At 31.8% G+C, this 18,663-nt stretch carries 18 protein-coding genes and 2 tRNA genes; all 20 read right to left on the reverse strand.

The genetic code is table 11. The annotated features are described in order from the left end of the window. Position 1: 1 nt before the first annotated feature. On the reverse strand, positions 2-301 hold the full coding sequence (rpsS, locus tag ACTTAV_RS04975; protein WP_440670619.1) for a 30S ribosomal protein S19: 300 nt from the start codon (positions 299-301) through the stop codon (positions 2-4). After that, complete coding sequence (gene rplB, locus ACTTAV_RS04980) at positions 301-1,140, reverse strand: 50S ribosomal protein L2 (protein ID WP_440670620.1); 840 nt, start codon at positions 1,138-1,140, stop codon at positions 301-303. Before rplB ends, rpsS begins: the two co-directional genes overlap by 1 nt. A gap of 1 nt (position 1,141) precedes the next feature. Beyond that, positions 1,142-1,435: a 50S ribosomal protein L23 gene (rplW, locus tag ACTTAV_RS04985; protein WP_440670621.1), complete on the reverse strand. Its 294-nt coding sequence runs from the start codon at positions 1,433-1,435 to the stop codon at positions 1,142-1,144. After that, positions 1,436-2,059: a 50S ribosomal protein L4 gene (gene rplD / locus ACTTAV_RS04990; protein WP_440670622.1), complete on the reverse strand. Its 624-nt coding sequence runs from the start codon at positions 2,057-2,059 to the stop codon at positions 1,436-1,438. Then, complete coding sequence (gene rplC / locus ACTTAV_RS04995) at positions 2,059-2,769, reverse strand: 50S ribosomal protein L3 (RefSeq protein ID WP_440670623.1); 711 nt, start codon at positions 2,767-2,769, stop codon at positions 2,059-2,061. The genes rplD and rplC overlap by 1 nt, the downstream gene beginning before the upstream one ends. Positions 2,770-2,771: 2 nt before the next feature. Beyond that, entirely contained in the window at positions 2,772-3,080 is a 309-nt protein-coding gene (rpsJ, locus tag ACTTAV_RS05000; RefSeq protein WP_008546080.1) for a 30S ribosomal protein S10, read from the reverse strand. Position 3,081: 1 nt separating this feature from the next. After that, positions 3,082-5,160: an elongation factor G gene (gene fusA, locus ACTTAV_RS05005; protein ID WP_440670624.1), complete on the reverse strand. Its 2,079-nt coding sequence runs from the start codon at positions 5,158-5,160 to the stop codon at positions 3,082-3,084. 6 nt (positions 5,161-5,166) lie between these two features. Next, entirely contained in the window at positions 5,167-5,637 is a 471-nt protein-coding gene (rpsG, locus tag ACTTAV_RS05010; protein WP_440670625.1) for a 30S ribosomal protein S7, read from the reverse strand. A 2-nt stretch (positions 5,638-5,639) separates the two neighbouring features. Next, entirely contained in the window at positions 5,640-6,011 is a 372-nt protein-coding gene (gene rpsL / locus ACTTAV_RS05015) for a 30S ribosomal protein S12 (protein WP_440670627.1), read from the reverse strand. 166 nt (positions 6,012-6,177) lie between these two features. Continuing rightward, entirely contained in the window at positions 6,178-10,341 is a 4,164-nt protein-coding gene (gene rpoC / locus ACTTAV_RS05020) for a DNA-directed RNA polymerase subunit beta' (protein WP_440670628.1), read from the reverse strand. A gap of 2 nt (positions 10,342-10,343) precedes the next feature. Continuing rightward, a complete protein-coding gene (gene rpoB / locus ACTTAV_RS05025; RefSeq protein ID WP_440670629.1) occupies positions 10,344-14,432 on the reverse strand; it encodes a DNA-directed RNA polymerase subunit beta in 4,089 nt (1,362 codons plus the stop codon). 59 nt (positions 14,433-14,491) lie between these two features. Beyond that, positions 14,492-14,857, reverse strand: a complete 366-nt coding sequence (gene rplL, locus ACTTAV_RS05030; RefSeq protein WP_440670630.1) for a 50S ribosomal protein L7/L12 — start codon at positions 14,855-14,857, stop codon at positions 14,492-14,494. A 3-nt stretch (positions 14,858-14,860) separates the two neighbouring features. Beyond that, positions 14,861-15,379, reverse strand: a complete 519-nt coding sequence (rplJ, locus tag ACTTAV_RS05035; RefSeq protein ID WP_440671032.1) for a 50S ribosomal protein L10 — start codon at positions 15,377-15,379, stop codon at positions 14,861-14,863. A gap of 7 nt (positions 15,380-15,386) precedes the next feature. After that, positions 15,387-16,076 (reverse strand): 50S ribosomal protein L1, encoded by a 690-nt coding sequence (rplA, locus tag ACTTAV_RS05040; protein ID WP_440670632.1) that lies wholly within the window; start codon positions 16,074-16,076, stop codon positions 15,387-15,389. Between the two features lie 2 nt (positions 16,077-16,078). Then, positions 16,079-16,510, reverse strand: a complete 432-nt coding sequence (gene rplK, locus ACTTAV_RS05045; protein ID WP_440670633.1) for a 50S ribosomal protein L11 — start codon at positions 16,508-16,510, stop codon at positions 16,079-16,081. A 3-nt stretch (positions 16,511-16,513) separates the two neighbouring features. Next, on the reverse strand, positions 16,514-17,044 hold the full coding sequence (nusG, locus tag ACTTAV_RS05050) for a transcription termination/antitermination protein NusG (RefSeq protein ID WP_440670634.1): 531 nt from the start codon (positions 17,042-17,044) through the stop codon (positions 16,514-16,516). Next, positions 17,044-17,235: a preprotein translocase subunit SecE gene (secE, locus tag ACTTAV_RS05055; protein WP_440670636.1), complete on the reverse strand. Its 192-nt coding sequence runs from the start codon at positions 17,233-17,235 to the stop codon at positions 17,044-17,046. The genes nusG and secE overlap by 1 nt, the downstream gene beginning before the upstream one ends. A gap of 21 nt (positions 17,236-17,256) precedes the next feature. Then, positions 17,257-17,332 (reverse strand) — tRNA-Trp (locus tag ACTTAV_RS05060). Between the two features lie 9 nt (positions 17,333-17,341). Then, positions 17,342-18,532, reverse strand: a complete 1,191-nt coding sequence (gene tuf, locus ACTTAV_RS05065) for an elongation factor Tu (RefSeq protein ID WP_440670637.1) — start codon at positions 18,530-18,532, stop codon at positions 17,342-17,344. Between the two features lie 44 nt (positions 18,533-18,576). Next, positions 18,577-18,650, reverse strand: a tRNA-Gly gene (locus ACTTAV_RS05070). Between the last annotated feature and the right edge of the window lie 13 nt (positions 18,651-18,663).

Raw genomic sequence — 18,663 nt, forward strand, 5'->3', positions numbered from 1 at the left:
ATTATTTTTTAACCTCTGCTTCAGCTGGCTTTGCTTTTTTATCTGCAGGTGTATGACCAAAAAATGTTCTTGTTGGTGCAAATTCTCCTAATTTATGACCCACCATATCTTCTGAAATTGTTATTGGTATAAATTTTTTTCCATTATAAATTAAAAAACTAACTCCAACAAAATCTGGGATTATAGTTGATTTTCTAGACCAAGTTTTAATAGGTATTTTTTTTGGATCTGTTTTATATTTATCAACTTTTTTGATTAAACTTTGTTCTACAAAAGGTCCTTTCCAAACTGCTCTAGCCATTATTTTGTATCCTTCCTTTTGTTTCTTCTTTTAACTATATATTTATCTGTTCTTTTATTATCTCTTGTTTTTAATCCTTTTGCTGATTGGCCTTTAGGTGAAACTGGGTGTCTTCCACCTGCTGATTTACCTTCACCACCTCCATGTGGGTGATCAACAGGATTTTTAACAACACCACGTGTATGAGGTCTTCTTCCTAACCATCTTGATCTTCCTGCTTTTCCAATTTTAATATTTTTTTGATCAGGATTGCTTAAAACACCAATTGTAGCCAAAGATCTTGAATCAATTTTTCTTACTTCACCTGAAGCTAATTTGATTAAACTATAATTTCCATCTAAACCACTTATGGTAACAGAAGTACCAGCAGATCTTGCAATTTTTCCACCACCACCAGGTTGAATTTCAACATTATGAATATTAATACCTACTGGAATATCTTGTAACGGCATACAATTACCAATTTTTATTTCTTTTTTTGATCCATTTTCAACTTTATCTCCAACTTTTATTTTTTGTGGTGCAAGGTAATAAGCATAAGAACCATCATCAAATTTTACTAACATTATGTAACAAGATCTATTTGGATCATATTCAATTCTTTCAACTGTTGCCGGCATATCAAATTTTTTTCTATAAAAATCAACATGTCTGTACATTTTTTTATGTCCGCCAGCTCTATTTATAGAAGTGATATGACCATTATTGTTTCTGCCTTTCATTGCATTTTTCGGTGAAACTAATGATTTAAAAGGCTTCCCTTTCCATAATCCAGTTCTATCAATGAGAATTGTGCCTCGAGTAGATTTTGTATATGGTTTAAAAGTTTTTAATGCCATTTTATATTCCAGTTGTTAGATCAATACTTTGACCTTTTTTAAGTGTTATAATTGCTTTTTTAAAACCAGAAACTTTTACTTTTCTTCCTCTAGTAAACTTAGTTCTGTTCTGTTTGTTAATTATATTAATCTTTGTAACATTAACTTTAAAAATTTTTTCAATATTGCTTTTAAGACTTTTTTTATTTGCATTAGTAGGTACTTTAAAAACAATTTTATTTTGTTCAGATAAATTTGTAGATTTTTCGGTTACTAAAGGTGATAAAATCTTATCATATAAATGTATCTTTTCCATTTAAGCATACCTCTTTTCTAATTCTTTGACTGAAGTTTCAGTAAATACAACTTTTTTAAATTTTACAATATCAAAAGCACTAAAATGATTAATATCTGTAACTTTAATATTAGGAATATTTCTTATTGATTTTTCTACATTAACTTTAGAAGTTTTATCTAAAATGATTATTGAGTTTAATATTTCAAACTTTTTTAAAATTAAATTCATTTCTTTTGTTTTTTTTATTTCAGAAGTAAAATCATTGAAAATAATTAAATTTTTATTTTTAGCTTTATCACTTATTAAAGAAGCAATACTTTGTTTTTTCTCACTCTTGTTTAGTTTTCTTTTTTTATAAGATAATTCCCCTTTAGGACCATGAGCTACACCACCGCCTACAAAAATAGGAGCTTTTCTACTTGCATGTCTAGCATTACCTGTACCTTTTTGTGCATAAATTTTAGATGTAGGACCTGAAACTTCATTTTGTTGTTTTGTTTTTGCATGTCTTCCCTTGTAGTTTGCATTTGTTTTATACAGTACAGTGTTTACTAATTTTTTATTAATTTTAGCCGAAAAAATCTTATCTAAAACTTCTATAGAGCTTTTTTTTCCATCTAAATTCAATTTATCTATCTTCATTATTTCTTCTTTTTATCCGGTGTTTTTTTAGCTATTTCAGCAGCTTTATGTTTTTCACTAATTGTCATCTTTTTTATATTTTTTACTGAACCTTTTACAAGGACCTCAGAATTTTTTGCGCCTGGTATTGAACCTTTTAAATAAAGCAATTCATTTTCAAGATCAGTTTTAATTATTTCTATATTCTGCATTGTTCTTAATTTATCACCCATATGACCAGCCATTTTTTTTCCTTTAAATACCTTTCCAGGATCTTGTCTTTGACCAGTTGAACCATGAGATCTGTGAGAAATTGAAACACCATGTGTTGCTCTTAAGCCACCAAAATTATGCCTTTTCATTGCTCCGGCAAAACCTTTTCCAATAGTTTTTGATCTTGTATCTACAAATTTAATATCTTTAAAAATTTCTAGACCAAACTCATTTCCTTCTTTGTAATCTTCAATATTTTCAACTCTATATTCCTTGAGTTTTTTCTTAGCTTCAGTGTTTTTTTTCGCAAAATAACCTTTCATTGCTTTTGTCAGCTTCGAATTCTTAATTTTACCGTATCCAAGTTGCACAGCTTTATAACCTCTTTTTTCTTCGTCAATAACATGAATGACTCTTGCCTTTTCCATTTTTAATACAGTTACAGGAACTAGCTGACCAGACTTATAAAATTCTCTGGTCATCCCAATTTTTTTTCCTAGTAAAGCTATTTCGCTCATGATTATATTTTAATCTCCACGTCAACTCCTGAAGCTAAGTCTAGCTTCATTAAAGCTTCAACAGTTTGTGGAGTTGGTTCAATAATGTCAATTAATCTTTTATGAGTTCTTGACTCAAACTGTTCTCTACTTTTTTTATCAATATGTGGTGATCTTAAAACTGTATATCTTTCTATTCTTGTTGGAAGAGGAATTGGACCTTTAATTGTAGCACCAGTTCTTTTTACCGTATTTACTATTTCCTCAGTTGAGGCATCTAAGATTTTATTGTCGTAAGCTCTAAGTTTTATTCTAATATTTTGTTTTTCCATTTTAGCCTGCAATCTTTTTTGTTACTTCATCTTGAACATTTTGAGGCACTTTTGCATAGTGGTCAAAGAACATTGAATATTGCGCTCTACCTTGAGACATTGATCTCAAACTATTAATATAACCAAACATGTTCGCTAATGGAACCATAGCAGTTATAACTGTAGCATTACCTCTCTGTTCTTGAGTGCTGATTTGACCTCTTCTACTATTTAAATCTCCAATAACATCACCCATATAGTCTTCTGGTGTTACAACCTCGACTCTCATCACTGGCTCTAATAATTTTAACCCACCTTTAGTACATGCATCTTTAAAACAAGCTCTACTAGCAAGCTCAAATGCTAAAACACTTGAGTCAACATCATGGTGTAAACCATCCAAAATTGTAACTTTGTAATCAATCATTGGGAAACCAGCTAATATTCCTCCATCAGAAACTGTTTCGATACCTTTTTCAACTCCAGGAATAAATTCTTTAGGTATAGCTCCACCTTTAATTTTACTTTCTACAGCTCTTCCTTTTCCTGGTTCTTGTGGTTCTACTAGTAATTTAACTTTTGCAAATTGTCCTGCACCACCACTTTGTTTTTTATGTGTATATTCAACTTCTGATGATTTTTCGATTGTTTCTCTATAAGCAACCTGAGGTGCACCAACATTTGCCTCTACTTTAAATTCTCTTTTCATTCTATCTACAATAATATCTAAATGTAGTTCACCCATACCTTTAATTATTGTCTGTCCAGACTCCTCATCTGAAGATACCCTAAATGAAGGATCTTCTTTAGCCAATCTACCTAAAGCTTCGCCCATTTTTTCTTGGTCCGCTTTTGTTTTAGGTTCTACTGCAATCTCAATTACTGGATCAGGAAATTCCATAGGTTCTAATAATACTGAGTTGTCTTTATTGCAAAGTGTATGTCCGGTAATAGTATTTTTCAAGCCAGCTAAGGAAACTATATCTCCCGCATTAGCTTCTTTAATATCTTCTCTTGAATTTGCATGCATTAACAACATCCTACCGACTCTTTCTTCCTTTTCTTTTGATGAATTATAAACTGCAGTTCCTGTTTTTATTGTTCCAGAATATATTCTTATAAACGTGAGAGAACCAACAAACGGGTCATTTGCTACCTTAAAAGCTAAAGCTGAAAAGGGAGCACTATCCTCAAACTTCATTTCTATTTCATCCTCAGAGCCTAATTTAGTTCCTTTTATTGAACCAATATCTACAGGACTTGGAAGATAGTTTACAACAGCGTCCAATAAAGGTTGAACACCTTTATTTTTAAAAGCTGATCCGGTAAGAACGGGAACAAAACTAAAGTTTAAAGTTCCTTTTCTTATGCATTTAATTAAATCCTCTTCTTTAATTTCATCACCATTAAGATATGACTCCATCAGTTTTTCATCTTGCTCAACAGCCATTTCAACTAATTCTGTTCGATATTTTTGAGAAATTTCTTTTAAATCTTCTGGAATATCTTTATATTCCCATTCAGCACCAAGTGCTTCATTTTTCCAAACTTGGGCTTTCATTTTAACTAGATCAACAACTCCACTTAAAGAAGCCTCAATTCCAATTGGCACCTGTATGACTAAAGGCTTAGCTCCTAACCTATCTTTGATCATATCTACACATCTAAAAAAATCAGCACCTGTTCTATCAAGTTTATTAACAAAGCAAATTCTTGGAACTTTATATTTGTCTGCTTGTCTCCAAACAGTTTCTGATTGAGGTTCTACACCTGCAACTCCATCAAATACAGCAACTGCTCCATCTAAAACTTTTAATGATCTTTCAACTTCTATTGTAAAATCTACGTGTCCAGGAGTGTCTATTATATTAATTCTATGATCTTGCCAAAAACAAGTAGTTGCTGCTGAAGTGATTGTAATTCCTCTCTCTTGTTCTTGTTCCATCCAGTCCATTGTTGCAGCACCGTCATGAACTTCACCAATTTTATGACTTTTACCTGTGTAGTATAAAATTCTTTCTGTGGTAGTTGTTTTGCCAGCATCTATGTGAGCCATAATCCCAATGTTTCTATATTTGTCTAACGTATGAGTTCTAGCCATAATTTTTTACCATCTAAAATGGGCAAAAGCTTTATTTGACTCTGCCATTTTATGTACATCCTCTCTTTTTTTAACTGCAGCACCTTTTTTTTCATATGCATCATAAAGTTCATTAAAAATTTTATCAGACATATGTTTATCTTTTCTTTTTCTAGCTGAGTCTATCAACCATCTTATTGCTAAAGCTTGAGCTCTTTTGCTTTTTACTTCAACAGGAACTTGGTAAGTAGCTCCACCAACTCTTCTTGATCTTACTTCAACTGTTGGTTTTATATTGTTGATAGCCTCATTAAAAATATTAATCGGCTCTTCTTTAGTTTTTGTTTTAATCTTTTCAATTGCATCATAAACTATTTTTGAGGCTACTCCTCTTTTACCGTCATACATGATGTTGTTAATTAATTTTGGAATTATAGTTGAGTTAAACTTAGGATCAGGAACAACTTTTTTCTTTGGTTGAGTTTTTTTTCTAGACATTTTTATTTACCTTTTTTTGTTCCATACAAAGATCTTCTTTTTTTTCTATTAGCAACACCTTGAGTATCCAAATTTCCTCTTAAAATGTGATAACGAACACCGGGCAAATCTTTTACTCTGCCACCTCTAATTAAAACTACAGAGTGCTCTTGAAGATTGTGTCCTTCACCCGGTATATATGCTGTAACTTCAAAACCATTTGACAATCTTACTCTAGCAACTTTTCTAAGCGCAGAGTTTGGTTTTTTTGGCGTTGTTGTATAAACTTTTACACAGACCCCTCTTTTTAAAGGTTGTTTTTGTAATGCTGGAACTTTGTTCCGCGCAAGAGGTTTAGATCTTTTTTTTCTTAACAACTGATTAATAGTTGGCATAATTTTTAGTTTTAATAATTATATATTTTTGAATGAAATAACTGACAGGTTATTCATGGCAGCGTTTAGTGTCATTAACAAACACTACATTCCAACCAAAAACATCGCCAAATTACTTATTAATTTGACTTTGTCAAACTAAAACTAGAAAACAATTGAGTTTTTTTTATTGATTTACTTGAGTTTCTGACTGCTCTATTTTCTCTTGTTCAGACAAAAATTTATTATCATCTTCAAGAGCTTTTTTATTCCATTTATTCTTAATATTGCCTGTTCCAGCTGGTACTAATCTACCAACTATCACATTTTCCTTTAGGCCATTTAATGGATCAACTTTACCCTTTATTGCTGCATCTGTTAAAACTCTAGTTGTTTCTTGGAAAGAAGCAGCAGATATAAATGACTCAGTCTGAAGTGAGGCTTTAGTTATACCCATTAAAACCCTTTCTCCAGTTGCAGGTATTTTGCCCTCTGATTTTAATTTTTCATTTACGTCATCAAATTTTATTCTATCTATAATCTCTCCAGGAAGATAGGTGGAGTCTCCAGAGGCTTTCACTTCTACTTTTTTCAACATTTGTCTCAAAATAGTTTCAATATGTTTATCATTGATCACAACACCTTGAAGCCTATAAACTTCTTGTACTTGATTAACAAAATATTCTGTTAAATCTTTAATTCCTTTTATTCTTAATATGTCATGTGGTAGTGGCACCCCGTCTAGAAGATGCTCCCCTTTTTGAATTTTTTCTCCCTGATTAAAATTAATATGCTTACCTTTAGGAATTAAGTAGTTAGATGGTTCAGAGCCATCATCCGGAACAATGGATATTCTTTGTTTTCCTCGAACTTCTTTTCCAAAAATGACTTGACCGTCATTTTCTGCAATTATAGCACTATCTTTGGCTTTTCTTGCTTCAAATAACTCAGCAACTCTTGGTAAACCTCCTGTAATATCTTTTGTTTTTGTGGTTTCTTTAGGCAACCTAGCTATAACATCTCCTGCAGAAACTTTTTGTCCATCTTTAACTGATAAAATAGAGTCTGGAACTAAATAATATCGAGCTTCATTATCATCAGCTTTTTTAATAACATTACCTTTTTCATCACGTAAAGTTATTCTTGGTTTTAGATCTGAACTTTTTGATTGAGATCTCCAATCAACTACTGATTTTGAAGATATTCCTGTAGCATCGTCCGTTGTCTCTTGAATGGAAACTCCATCAATTAAATCAACATAACTAGCTATACCACTCTTCTCTGCTATAACTGGAGTTGTGTATGGGTCCCACTCACAAATTTTTGTGTTAGCTTTTATTTTGTCACCATTTTTAAAAAATAATTTCGATCCATATGCAACTTTATAAATTGCAACTTGAACTCCATTATCATCTTCAATAGATAGTTGGGTATTTCTTCCCATTACAATTAAATTCTTTTTTGAGTCTTCAAGTATATTTGAATTTATTATTTTAAGATTTCCATCATTTTTAGTTATAATTTGAGAATCCTGCTTAACTGAAGCGGTACCACCAACATGGAAGGTTCTCATTGTTAATTGAGTTCCTGGTTCACCAATTGATTGAGCTGAAATCATTCCAATTGCCTCACCTACATGAACCATTTTACCTCTAGATAAATCTCTTCCATAACAAGTAGCACAAACACCTTCTTTTGAACTACAAGTCATCACAGAAAATACTTTAAGTGATTTAATTCCAGCTGAATCAATTTTATCACATCCAGCTTCGTCGATCATAGATAATTTATCAATTATTACCTCTCCTGTAATAGGGTGTTTTACATCAACAGCAACAACTCTTCCTAAAGCTCTTTCAGATAAACTTACAACAACATTTCCACCTTCTAAAATTTCAGAAAGTTCAATAAAACCAGGATTATCACAATTTTTTTTAGTTATAGTTAAATCTTGAGCAACATCACATAATCTTCTTGTTAAATAACCAGAGCTAGCAGTTTTTAAAGCGGTGTCTGCTAGTCCTTTTCGAGCACCGTGAGTAGAATTAAAATATTCTAGTGCAGTTAAACCTTCTTTAAAATTAGATGTTATAGGACTTTCAATAATTTCACCAGAGGGTTTGGCTATCAATCCTCTCATACCTGCTAATTGTTTCATCTGAGCTGCAGACCCTCTTGCTCCACTATCTGCCATCATAAATACTGAATTAATCTTCAATCCTTCGGAGGTTTTTTCTGTTGCAGATATACCTTTCATCATTTCACCTGCAACTTTATCTGTACATTTTGACCATGCATCAACAACTTTGTTATATTTTTCTCCTCTTGTTATTAAACCTTCTGCATATTGTGTCTCATAATCAGCAATTAATTTTTTGGTGTCGTTTATTAATTGTGTTTTATTTTCAGGAATAACCAAATCATCTTTACCAAAAGAAATTCCTGCTTTAAAAGCATGTTTAAAACCTAAATCTTTTAATTTATCACAGAATATAACTGTTGTTTTTTGACCACAAAATCTAAAAACAATATCTATTATTTCAGAAACAACTTTTTTTGGTAAAATTCTGTCAATTAAAGAAAATTTAATATTATAATTTTTTGGGAGTAAATTTGCTAAAAGAAATCTTCCAGCAGTTGAAGTATATTTTTCAAATTTTTTATTGCCATGTTCGTCGATTGTTTCAAATCTTGAAATAATTGTGCTATGGACTTTTATTTGACCTGAAGATAGTGCAAATTCTATTTGATCAGCATTTAAAAAATAACCAACTGGTTTATCAGTAACAGGTTCTTGTGATAAATAATAAATACCCAAAATCATATCTTGACTTGGAACTATTATAGGTTTTCCATTTGAAGGTGATAAAATGTTGTTCGTTGACAACATCAAAATTCTTGCTTCTAATTGTGCTTCTAAACTTAAAGGAACATGAACAGCCATTTGATCTCCATCAAAATCAGCATTGAAAGCTGCACAAGTAAGCGGATGTAGCTCAATAGCGTCACCTTCAATCAATTTTGGTTCAAAAGCTTGAACACCAAGTCTATGTAAAGTTGGAGCTCTATTCAGCAAAACCGGATGTTCTCTAACAATAAGTTCTAGGGCATCCCAAACAGCATTCGTCTCTTTCTCAACTAGTTTTTTTGCTTGCTTGATTGTTGATGCTAATCCCAATTTATTTAATCTTGCATATAAAAATGGTTTAAATAATTCTAATGCCATTTTTTTTGGCAAACCACATTCATGTAATTTTAAATCTGGTCCAACTACAATCACTGAACGACCAGAATAATCTACTCTTTTACCCAGTAAATTTTGTCTAAATCTTCCTTGTTTTCCCTTTAACATTTCAGCTAAAGATTTTAATGGTCTTTTTCCTGTTCCGGTAATTACTCTTCCTCTTCTTCCATTATCAAAAAGTGCATCAACTGACTCTTGAAGCATACGCTTTTCATTCCTGACAATGATATCTGGTGCTTTAAGATCCATTAATCTTTTTAGACGGTTGTTTCTGTTTATCACCCTTCTATAAAGATCGTTAAGATCAGAAGTTGCAAACCTACCACCATCTAAAGGAACTAAAGGTCTCAATTCAGGGGGTATAACAGGTACTACTGTCATAATCATCCACTCTGGCTTTTGACCAGTTTCAATAAATGACTCGATCAGTTTTAATCTTTTTATTGCTCTTTCCTCATTAACTTTTGATTTAGTTTCCTTTATGTAATCAACTAAATTTTTTCTCTCAGATTCTAGATCAAGATTCTTGAGCATTTCGAGAACAGCTTCTGCTCCGATACCAGCCGTAAATGCTTCCTCACCATACTCATCTTGATATTTTGTCAATTCCTCTTCATTCAAAAGCTGATTTTTTTGTAAACCAGTTAAGCCAGGTTCAATAACTATAAAATTTTCAAAATATAAAACTCTCTCTACTTCTTTAAGTTTCATATCTACAGCTAATGCAATTCTACTTGGTAGTGATTTTAAAAACCAAATATGCGCTACTGGTGTTGCAAGATTAATATGACCCATTCTTTCTCTTCGAACATTAGATTTTGTTACTTCAACACCACATTTTTCACAAATAATCCCTCTAAATTTCATTCTTTTGTATTTTCCACAGAGACATTCGTAATCTTTAATTGGTCCAAAAATTCTTGCACAAAATAAACCATCTTTTTCTGGTCTAAAGGTTCTATAATTAATTGTTTCTGGTTTTTTAATTTCACCATAAGTCCATGATTTTATTTTTTCAGGACTTGCTAAAGATATTTTAATACTATTAAAGTTTTGAGCTTCTGAAATCTCAGAATTTTTAAATAAGTCTGTTAATTCTTTTTTCATAATTAATTTAGCTCCACATTTAATGCTAGTGATTTTATTTCTTTTACTAATACGTTAAATGATTCAGGAATTCCTGATTCAAAGTTTTCTTCTCCTTTTACAATAGTTTCATAAACTTTGACTCTTCCAGCTACATCGTCTGATTTAACGGTTAATATTTCTTGAAGCGTGTATGATGCTCCATAAGCTTCTAATGCCCAAACCTCCATTTCACCAAATCTTTGACCACCCAATTGTGCTTTTCCACCTAGTGGTTGTTGAGTAACCAAACTATATGGACCTGTCGATCTTGCATGAATTTTATCTTCAACCAAATGATGAAGTTTTAACATATAAATAATCCCTACTGTTACTGGTCTATCAAATTTTTCACCAGTTCTTCCATCCCACAAATAAGTTTGACCTGACTTAGGTAAATTTGCAAGCTCAAGCATTTCAGTTACGTTTGCCTCTTTAGCACCATCAAAAACAGGAGTTGAAATAGCAATACCATTTTGAAGGTTTTCACATAAATCTATGAATTCTGTTTTGCTTAACTTATCTACTTTTTGACTAAATATTTCCTCTCCATAAACAGATTTCAAAAATTTTTCTATTTTTTCATTTCTTTCAATTTTTTTGTTATTTTCATTAACTAAATTTTTAATTTGTTCTCCAAATTCTTTGCAAGCCCAGCCTAGATGAGTTTCTAATATCTGTCCTACATTCATACGACTTGGTACACCTAATGGATTTAAAACAATATCAACAGGTCTACCATCTTCTCTATAAGGCATATCTTCAACAGGAACAATTTTACTTACCACACCTTTATTTCCGTGTCTTCCTGACATTTTATCTCCAGGTCGTAATCTTCTTTTAATAGCAACAAAAACTTTGACCATTTTCATGACACTTGGTAATAAATCATCACCACTTCGTATCTTTAAAACTTTATCTTCAAATCTTTCAGTAATATCTTGTTTAGCTTTATTATATTGATCTTTAAGCTGTAATAACGCATTTTCATTTTTAGAATTGGATACAGTGATTTTAAATAAATCATTTATTGATATCTTACTAATTGTTTCAAAATCCAATTTTGATCCGACTTCTACTTCTTTAATTTTCTTAGTTAAAGACTCTCCTGATAAAATTTGTGCAGCTCTTTGTTTAATACTTCTCTCCAAAATTTCTTCTTCAACTATTTTGTCTTGTTGAACTTGTTCAATTTCTGCTCTTTCTATTGTAATTGATCTCTCATCTTTTTCTATTCCATGTCTATTAAAAACTCTTACATCAACAACCGTACCGCTACTACCTCTTGACATCCTCAATGAGGTATCTGTTACATCAATCGCTTTTTCACCAAAAATAGATCTTAATAATTTTTCCTCTGGACCCGACGCAGAATCACCTTTGGGTGTAACTTTTCCTACTAAAATGTCACCAGCATTAACTTCAGCGCCGATATATACAATTCCAGACTCATCTAAATTTTTTAAAGCTTCCTCATTAACATTTGGAATATCTCTAGTTATTTCTTCTTCGCCCAGTTTTGTATCTCTAGCCATAATCTCATATTCGACAATATGTACTGAAGTAAACACATCATCTGTAACACATCTTTCTGAGATTAATATTGAGTCCTCAAAATTATATCCCTGCCAAGGCATAAACGCTACAGTAACATTTTTGCCTAGAGCTAACTCACCAAGCTTTGTTGAAGGTCCGTCTGCAATTATATCCCCACTTTTAACCTTGTCTCCAACTCTAACTAAAGGTCTTTGATTGATACAAGTATTTTGGTTAGATCTTTTAAATTTTTGTAGATTATAAATATCAACACCTGATTTTGAAAAATCAGTTTCTTCGGTTACTTTAATTACTATTCTTTTTCCATCAATTTTATCAACCACACCATCCCTTTTAGCAACTATAGTAACACCTGAGTCTAAAGCTACATCACTTTCTATACCTGTACCAACTAATGGTGCTTCTGGTTTTAATAATGGAACTGCTTGCCTCATCATATTAGAACCCATCAAAGCTCTGTTTGCATCATCGTTTTCTAAAAAAGGGATTAGAGATGCTGCTACAGAAACTAATTGTTTTGGTGAAACATCGATATAATCTATTGTCTCAGGTTTAGCCAAAAGGAAATTTAAATTTTGCCTGCAAGAAACTAGTTCTTCTATAATTTTGTTGTTTTTATCTACTTTGGTATTAGCTTGTGCTATGGTAAATTTTGTTTCTTCCATAGCAGACAAATATTCAACTTTGTCTTGCACAACTCCGTCTTTTACTCTCTTATAAGGACTCTCTATAAAACCATATTTGTTAATTTTTGCGTAAGTTGAAAGACTGTTTATTAATCCAATATTTGGACCCTCAGGAGTTTCGATTGGACAGATTCTACCATAATGAGTTGGGTGTACGTCTCTAACTTCAAAACCTGCTCTCTCTCTCGTTAAGCCGCCCGGACCAAGAGCTGAAACCCTTCTCTTGTGAGTAATCTCAGAAAGAGGATTTGTTTGATCCATAAACTGAGAAAGTTGAGAACTTGCAAAAAAATCTTTTAAGGAAACTGTAAGTGGTTTTGCATTTATCAAATCCTGGGGCATTGCAGACTCTATATCTAAAGTAGTCATTTTTTCTTTAATAGCTCTTTCCATTCTATAAACACCAATACGTGCTTGATTTTCAACTAATTCACCAACAGATCTAACCCTTCTGTTTCCAAGATGATCAATGTCATCAACATCATCTTTTCCATCTCTCAAATCTAACATCTTATGAATTATTGCGATAATATCGTCATTTCTTAGAATGGTAACTTTATCAGAACATTCAAGATTCAATCTTGAGTTCATCTTAACTCTTCCTACATCTGATAAATCATATCTGTCTGAGCTAAAAAATAAATTATTGAAAATTTGTGTTGCAATTTCAATAGTTGGTGGCTCTCCAGGTCTTAACATTTTATAAATCTCAGTAATAGCTTCATCTTTATTATTATTTTTATCATTAAGAATTGTTGTAAGTAGGTAAGGTCCTTTATTTATTGAATTGGTAACTGATATATTGAGTGTATTTATATTAGCATCTAATATTTGTTGAATTATAGTATCATTTAATTCAGTACCAATTTTAAATACACCATTTTCTTCATCACTTATTTTTACATCCTCATGTAGAAATTTACCAATTAGAGACTCTTTTGAGACAAATATGTCTTTTAAACCATCGTTAGATAATTTTTTTGCATTTAAATAATTTATCTTATCACCTAGTTTAATTACAACCTTTCCAGATTTTGCATCAATAACTTCCTCTGAAAAATTTTTAGCTTTATAATTCTCAGGATTGAATTTTGTTTTCCATTTTCCTGTTGTTTTATCAAATATATATTTTTCACTCTCATAAAATTCATTAGCAATTTCAGATTTTGAGAAACCTAAAGCTAATAATAAAGTAGAGGCAAAAATTTTTTTCTTTCGGTCAATTTTAAAATATAAAAAATCTTTCACATCATATTCAAAATCTAGCCATGATCCTCTATTTGGAATTACTCTACAATTAAACAAAAGTTTTCCACTTGCATGTGTTTTTCCTTTATCATGATCGAAGAAAACACCTGGACTTCTATGCATTTGATTAACAACAACTCTTTGAACACCATTAGTTATGAAAGTTCCACTATTAGTCATCATTGGAACCTCTCCCATGTAAACTTCTTGCTCTTTAGCAGATAAAATATCTTTTGTATTATTCTCTTGGTCTATTTCATAAACAACTAATCTTAAAGTGCACTTCAAAGCAGAAGAGTATGTTAAACCTCTCGCTATACATTCTTCGACATCAAATTTTGGTTTTTCTAATCTATAAGAAACATATTCTAAGGTAGCTTTATCATTTAAATCTTCTATTGGAAAAATGCTTTTAAAAACTCTATCAAAACCTTTTACTAAGTCGCCTGCAATTGGATTAAATGAAGTTAATTCATCATATGAATTTTTTTGAACTTCAATTAAATTTGGGATTGATAAACTTTCTTTAAGTTTACCAAAACTTTTTCTAATATTCTTTTTTTCAGTAAAAGATATTTGCATCTATGTCTTAATACTGATTAAAAATTAAATTAATCAGTACTTAAAAATTTCCTATTAATTTATTTAAGTTCTACTTTTGCGCCTGCAGCTTCTAACTTAGCTTTAATTTCTTCAGCTTCTTTTTTTGGTACACCTGCTTTGACTTCTTTTGGTGCACCTTCAACTAAATCTTTTGCTTCTTTTAAACCAAGTGAAGTGGCTGCTCTTACTTCTTTAATAACGTTAATTTTTTTATCACCTGCAGAAACTAACATGATTGTGAAATCATCCTTATCTTCTGCTGCTGCTGCTGCACCTGCTGCTGCTGGAGCTGCTGCTGCCATTGGAGTTACTCCCCATTTTTCTTCTAATTGTTTAGAAAGATCTGCTGCCTCTGCAACAGTCAAACTAGATAGGTCTTCAATAATTTTATTTAGGTCTGGCATAATTTACTCTTTAGGTTGTGTTTCAGAATTTTCTGGGGGTAAACTACTCATTTTTTCCGATCGTGCAAGCAAAATACTTACTAATTTTGATGCAGAAGCATTCAAAATACCCACAATATTTGCTCTTGCCTCATCTAAAGTAGGCAAATTCGCTACATTCATTACTCCAGCTTGATCTAAAATCTCATTTTCCATCATTCCGCCAATCAATTTAAGATTTTCGTTATCTTTGGCGAATTTTGATAATATTCTAGCTGACATAATTGCGTCCTCTCCAAAAGCCACAGCAGTAGGTCCAGTAAATAAATTTGTTAAATCTTTACACTTAGTTTTTTCTAGTGCTAGTTTGGTTATTCTGTTTTTTGTTATCTTAAAAATTATTCCATGTTCTCTCATTTTAGATCTTAAATCATCTAGTTGTGTCATGGTTAATCCTTGATAATGAGTTACCATAATAGCTTTACTATTTTCAAACTGAGTAGTCATTTCAGAAATATAATTTTTCTTTTGTTCTTTATTCATCATAAATTTAGATACTCTTTCCTAATTTAAGTTTATATGAAACACCCATTGATGATGTGATAAAAGCAGATTTAATAAGATCACCTTTTACTGTATTATTAGATTTTTCTTTCTCTAGTGTTTCTAAAATAGCACTAAAATTTTTAATTAACTTATCATCACTAAAAGATTTTTTTCCTATACTTAAACCAATATTTCCATCCTTATCATTTCTTATTTCTACCTGGCCAGATTTAGCGTCTGTGATAGCAATTTTTAAATTTTCAGTAACAGAACCTAGCTTTGGATTAGGCATTAAACCTTTTGGACCTAATACTTTTCCAAGTTTTGACAATTTAATCATCATTGCCGGAGTACAAATTAATTTCTCAAAATTTAGTTCACCTGCTTTAATTTTTTCTATGAAGTCATCTCCACCCACTATATCTGCACCAGCTGACTTAGCTTCGTTTGATTTTGCATCTTCACAAACTACAGCCACTTTAACTTTTTTTCCTGAACCACCTGGAAGATTTACAACTGTTCTAATATTAATTTCATTTTTTTTTTGTTTATTGTTAATTTGAAAACTTAAATCCACAGACTCATCAAATTTTGTTGTACAATTTTTCTTTATGACAGGTAAAATTTTTTCTATAACTTCCGGAGTTAAATCTTTAGTTTTTTCTGGAAGTTTTTTATATCTTTTTGAAGTCATGACTACTCTTTCACCTCAATTCCCATTGATCTTGCGGAACCAGCAATAATCTTCACAGCTTGTTCTAGATCTAAAGCATTTAAATCATTCATTTTTTGTTTTGCAATTTCCTCAGCTTGTTTTTTTGTAATTGATGCAACTATGTTTCTACCTGGTTCTTGAGAACCACTTTTAAGTTTAGCTGCTTCTCTAATAAAAAAAGAAGCCGGTGGTGATTTTATTTTAAAATCAAATTTTTTATCTTTGTAAACTGTAATTTCTACTGGAACAGGTTTTCCAGCTAAAGATTTTGTTTTATCGTTAAAAGCTTTACAAAATTCCATAATATTAACTCCTCTTTGTCCAAGAGCAGGCCCAACAGGAGGAGCTGGATTAGCTTGACCACCTTTGATTTGCAATTTTATAAATCCACTTATTTCTTTTTTTGCAGCCATTTTTTAACTTACTTTCTCCACTTGATTATATTCTAAATCAACTGGTGTTGGTCTTCCAAATATAGAAACTGAAACCTTTAGTCTAGACTTTTCTTCGTCTATTTCTTCAACCATTCCACTAAAAGAAGCAAAGGGTCCGTCTATAACTTGAACTTTTTCACCAACAGAATACTCTATAGCAGATTTTGGCTGAGCTACACCATCTTTTATTTGACCTAAAATTTTATCTATTTCTTTATCCGATACTGGAACTGGCATGCCTTTCGTTCCTAAAAACCCACTAACACGTTTTATATTTTTAATCATATGATAAATGCTATTATCCATCTCACTTTTAATTAACACATATCCAGGAAAATATTTTTTTTTTCTCTGTATTCTTTTACCTCTTTTAACCTCTGTAACATCATGCGTTGGAACAATGATTTCCTCAATTTTATCAGAAATCTTAGCTTTATCAGCCTCCTCTTTTATAAGACCAGCAACTTTATTTTCAAAGCTTGAATGAGACTGAACTATGTACCAATTTTTCATTAAATACTCACCTTAAGTAAAACCTCTAATAAAAATTTTAAAACCTGATCTAGTAAAAGAAAAAATAAAGACATTATTACTGCCATAGCAAAAACCATCAAAGCACCTTGAAGGGTCTCTTTACTAGTTGGCCACGAGACTTTAAAAGCTTCTTGTTTTACTTCTTGTATAAATTTAATCGGGTTTTTCATAATCTTGTTACAACTTTTAATTGGCAGGAGCGGAGGGACTCGAACCCTCAGCCTCCGGTTTTGGAGACCGGCGCTCTACCAATTGAGCTACACTCCTATATAGAGCTTACTCTATAATTTTAGTTACTACTCCAGCTCCAACAGTTCTTCCACCTTCACGAATAGCAAAGTTTAATTTCTCTGACATTGCAATTGGTGTGATTAATTTAACTGTAAATTTAGCATCATCACCTGGCATAACCATTTCTGTTCCTGCAGGCAATTCAACTTCTCCAGTTACGTCTGTTGTTCTAAAATAAAACTGTGGTCTATACTTAGTAAAAAATGGTGTATGTCTTCCACCCTCTTCTTTTTTAAGCACATAAGCTTGAGCTTCAAATTTAGTATGTGGTGTAACAGATCCTGGTTTACAAAGAACTTGTCCTCTTTCAATATCAGTTCTTTCAACACCTCTTAAAAGAACTCCTACGTTATCACCAGCTTCACCTGAATCTAAAAGTTTTCTAAACATTTCTACACCAGTACAAACTGATTTTTTAGTTTCTCTAATTCCAACTATCTCAAGTTCATCTCCAGTTTTTAGTACACCAGACTCTACTCTACCTGTTGCTACTGTACCTCTTCCAGAAATTGAAAAAACATCCTCAACAGGCATCAAAAAATCTTTATCTTTTGGTCTGTCTGGTTGTGGAATAAACTCATCAACATTCTTCATTAGTTCTAAAATTGAATTTTTTCCAATTTCATCATCTCTACCCTCAACAGCTGCTAGTGCTGAACCTTTTGCAATTGGAGTTTTGTCCCCCGGAAATTTATAAGAAGTTAATAGTTCTTTAATTTCTTCTTCAACTAGATCAATCATTTCTTTATCATCTACTTGATCTACTTTATTTAAGTAAACACAAATCGCTGGAACACCAACTTGTCTTGCTAAAAGAATATGTTCTCTTGTTTGAGGCATTGGACCATCTGCAGCATTTACTACTAAGATAGCTCCATCCATTTGCGCTGCACCTGTAATCATATTTTTTACATAGTCAGCGTGACCAGGACAATCTACGTGTGCGTAGTGTCTTTTTTCTGTTTCATATTCAACGTGCGCAGTTGAAATTGTAATTCCTCTTTCTTTTTCTTCTGGAGCTTTATCAATTTGATCATACGCAACTGCTTGAGCACCACCAGTCTCAGATAAAACTTTAGTGATAGCTGCAGTTAAAGTTGTTTTACCGTGGTCGACATGACCGATTGTACCAATGTTACAATGCGGTTTATTTCTAACAAATTTTTCTTTTGACATTACTTATAATCCTCACATTTCTTTTTTTTATAATTTTACTTTCTTGGAGCGGGTAAAGGGAATCGAACCCTTACATCCAGCTTGGAAGGCTAGCGTTCTACCATTGAACTACACCCGCACAACCCCAAGAG

This window comes from Candidatus Pelagibacter sp. HIMB1483 (genome assembly GCF_052048135.1).
Lineage (GTDB): Bacteria > Pseudomonadota > Alphaproteobacteria > Pelagibacterales > Pelagibacteraceae > Pelagibacter.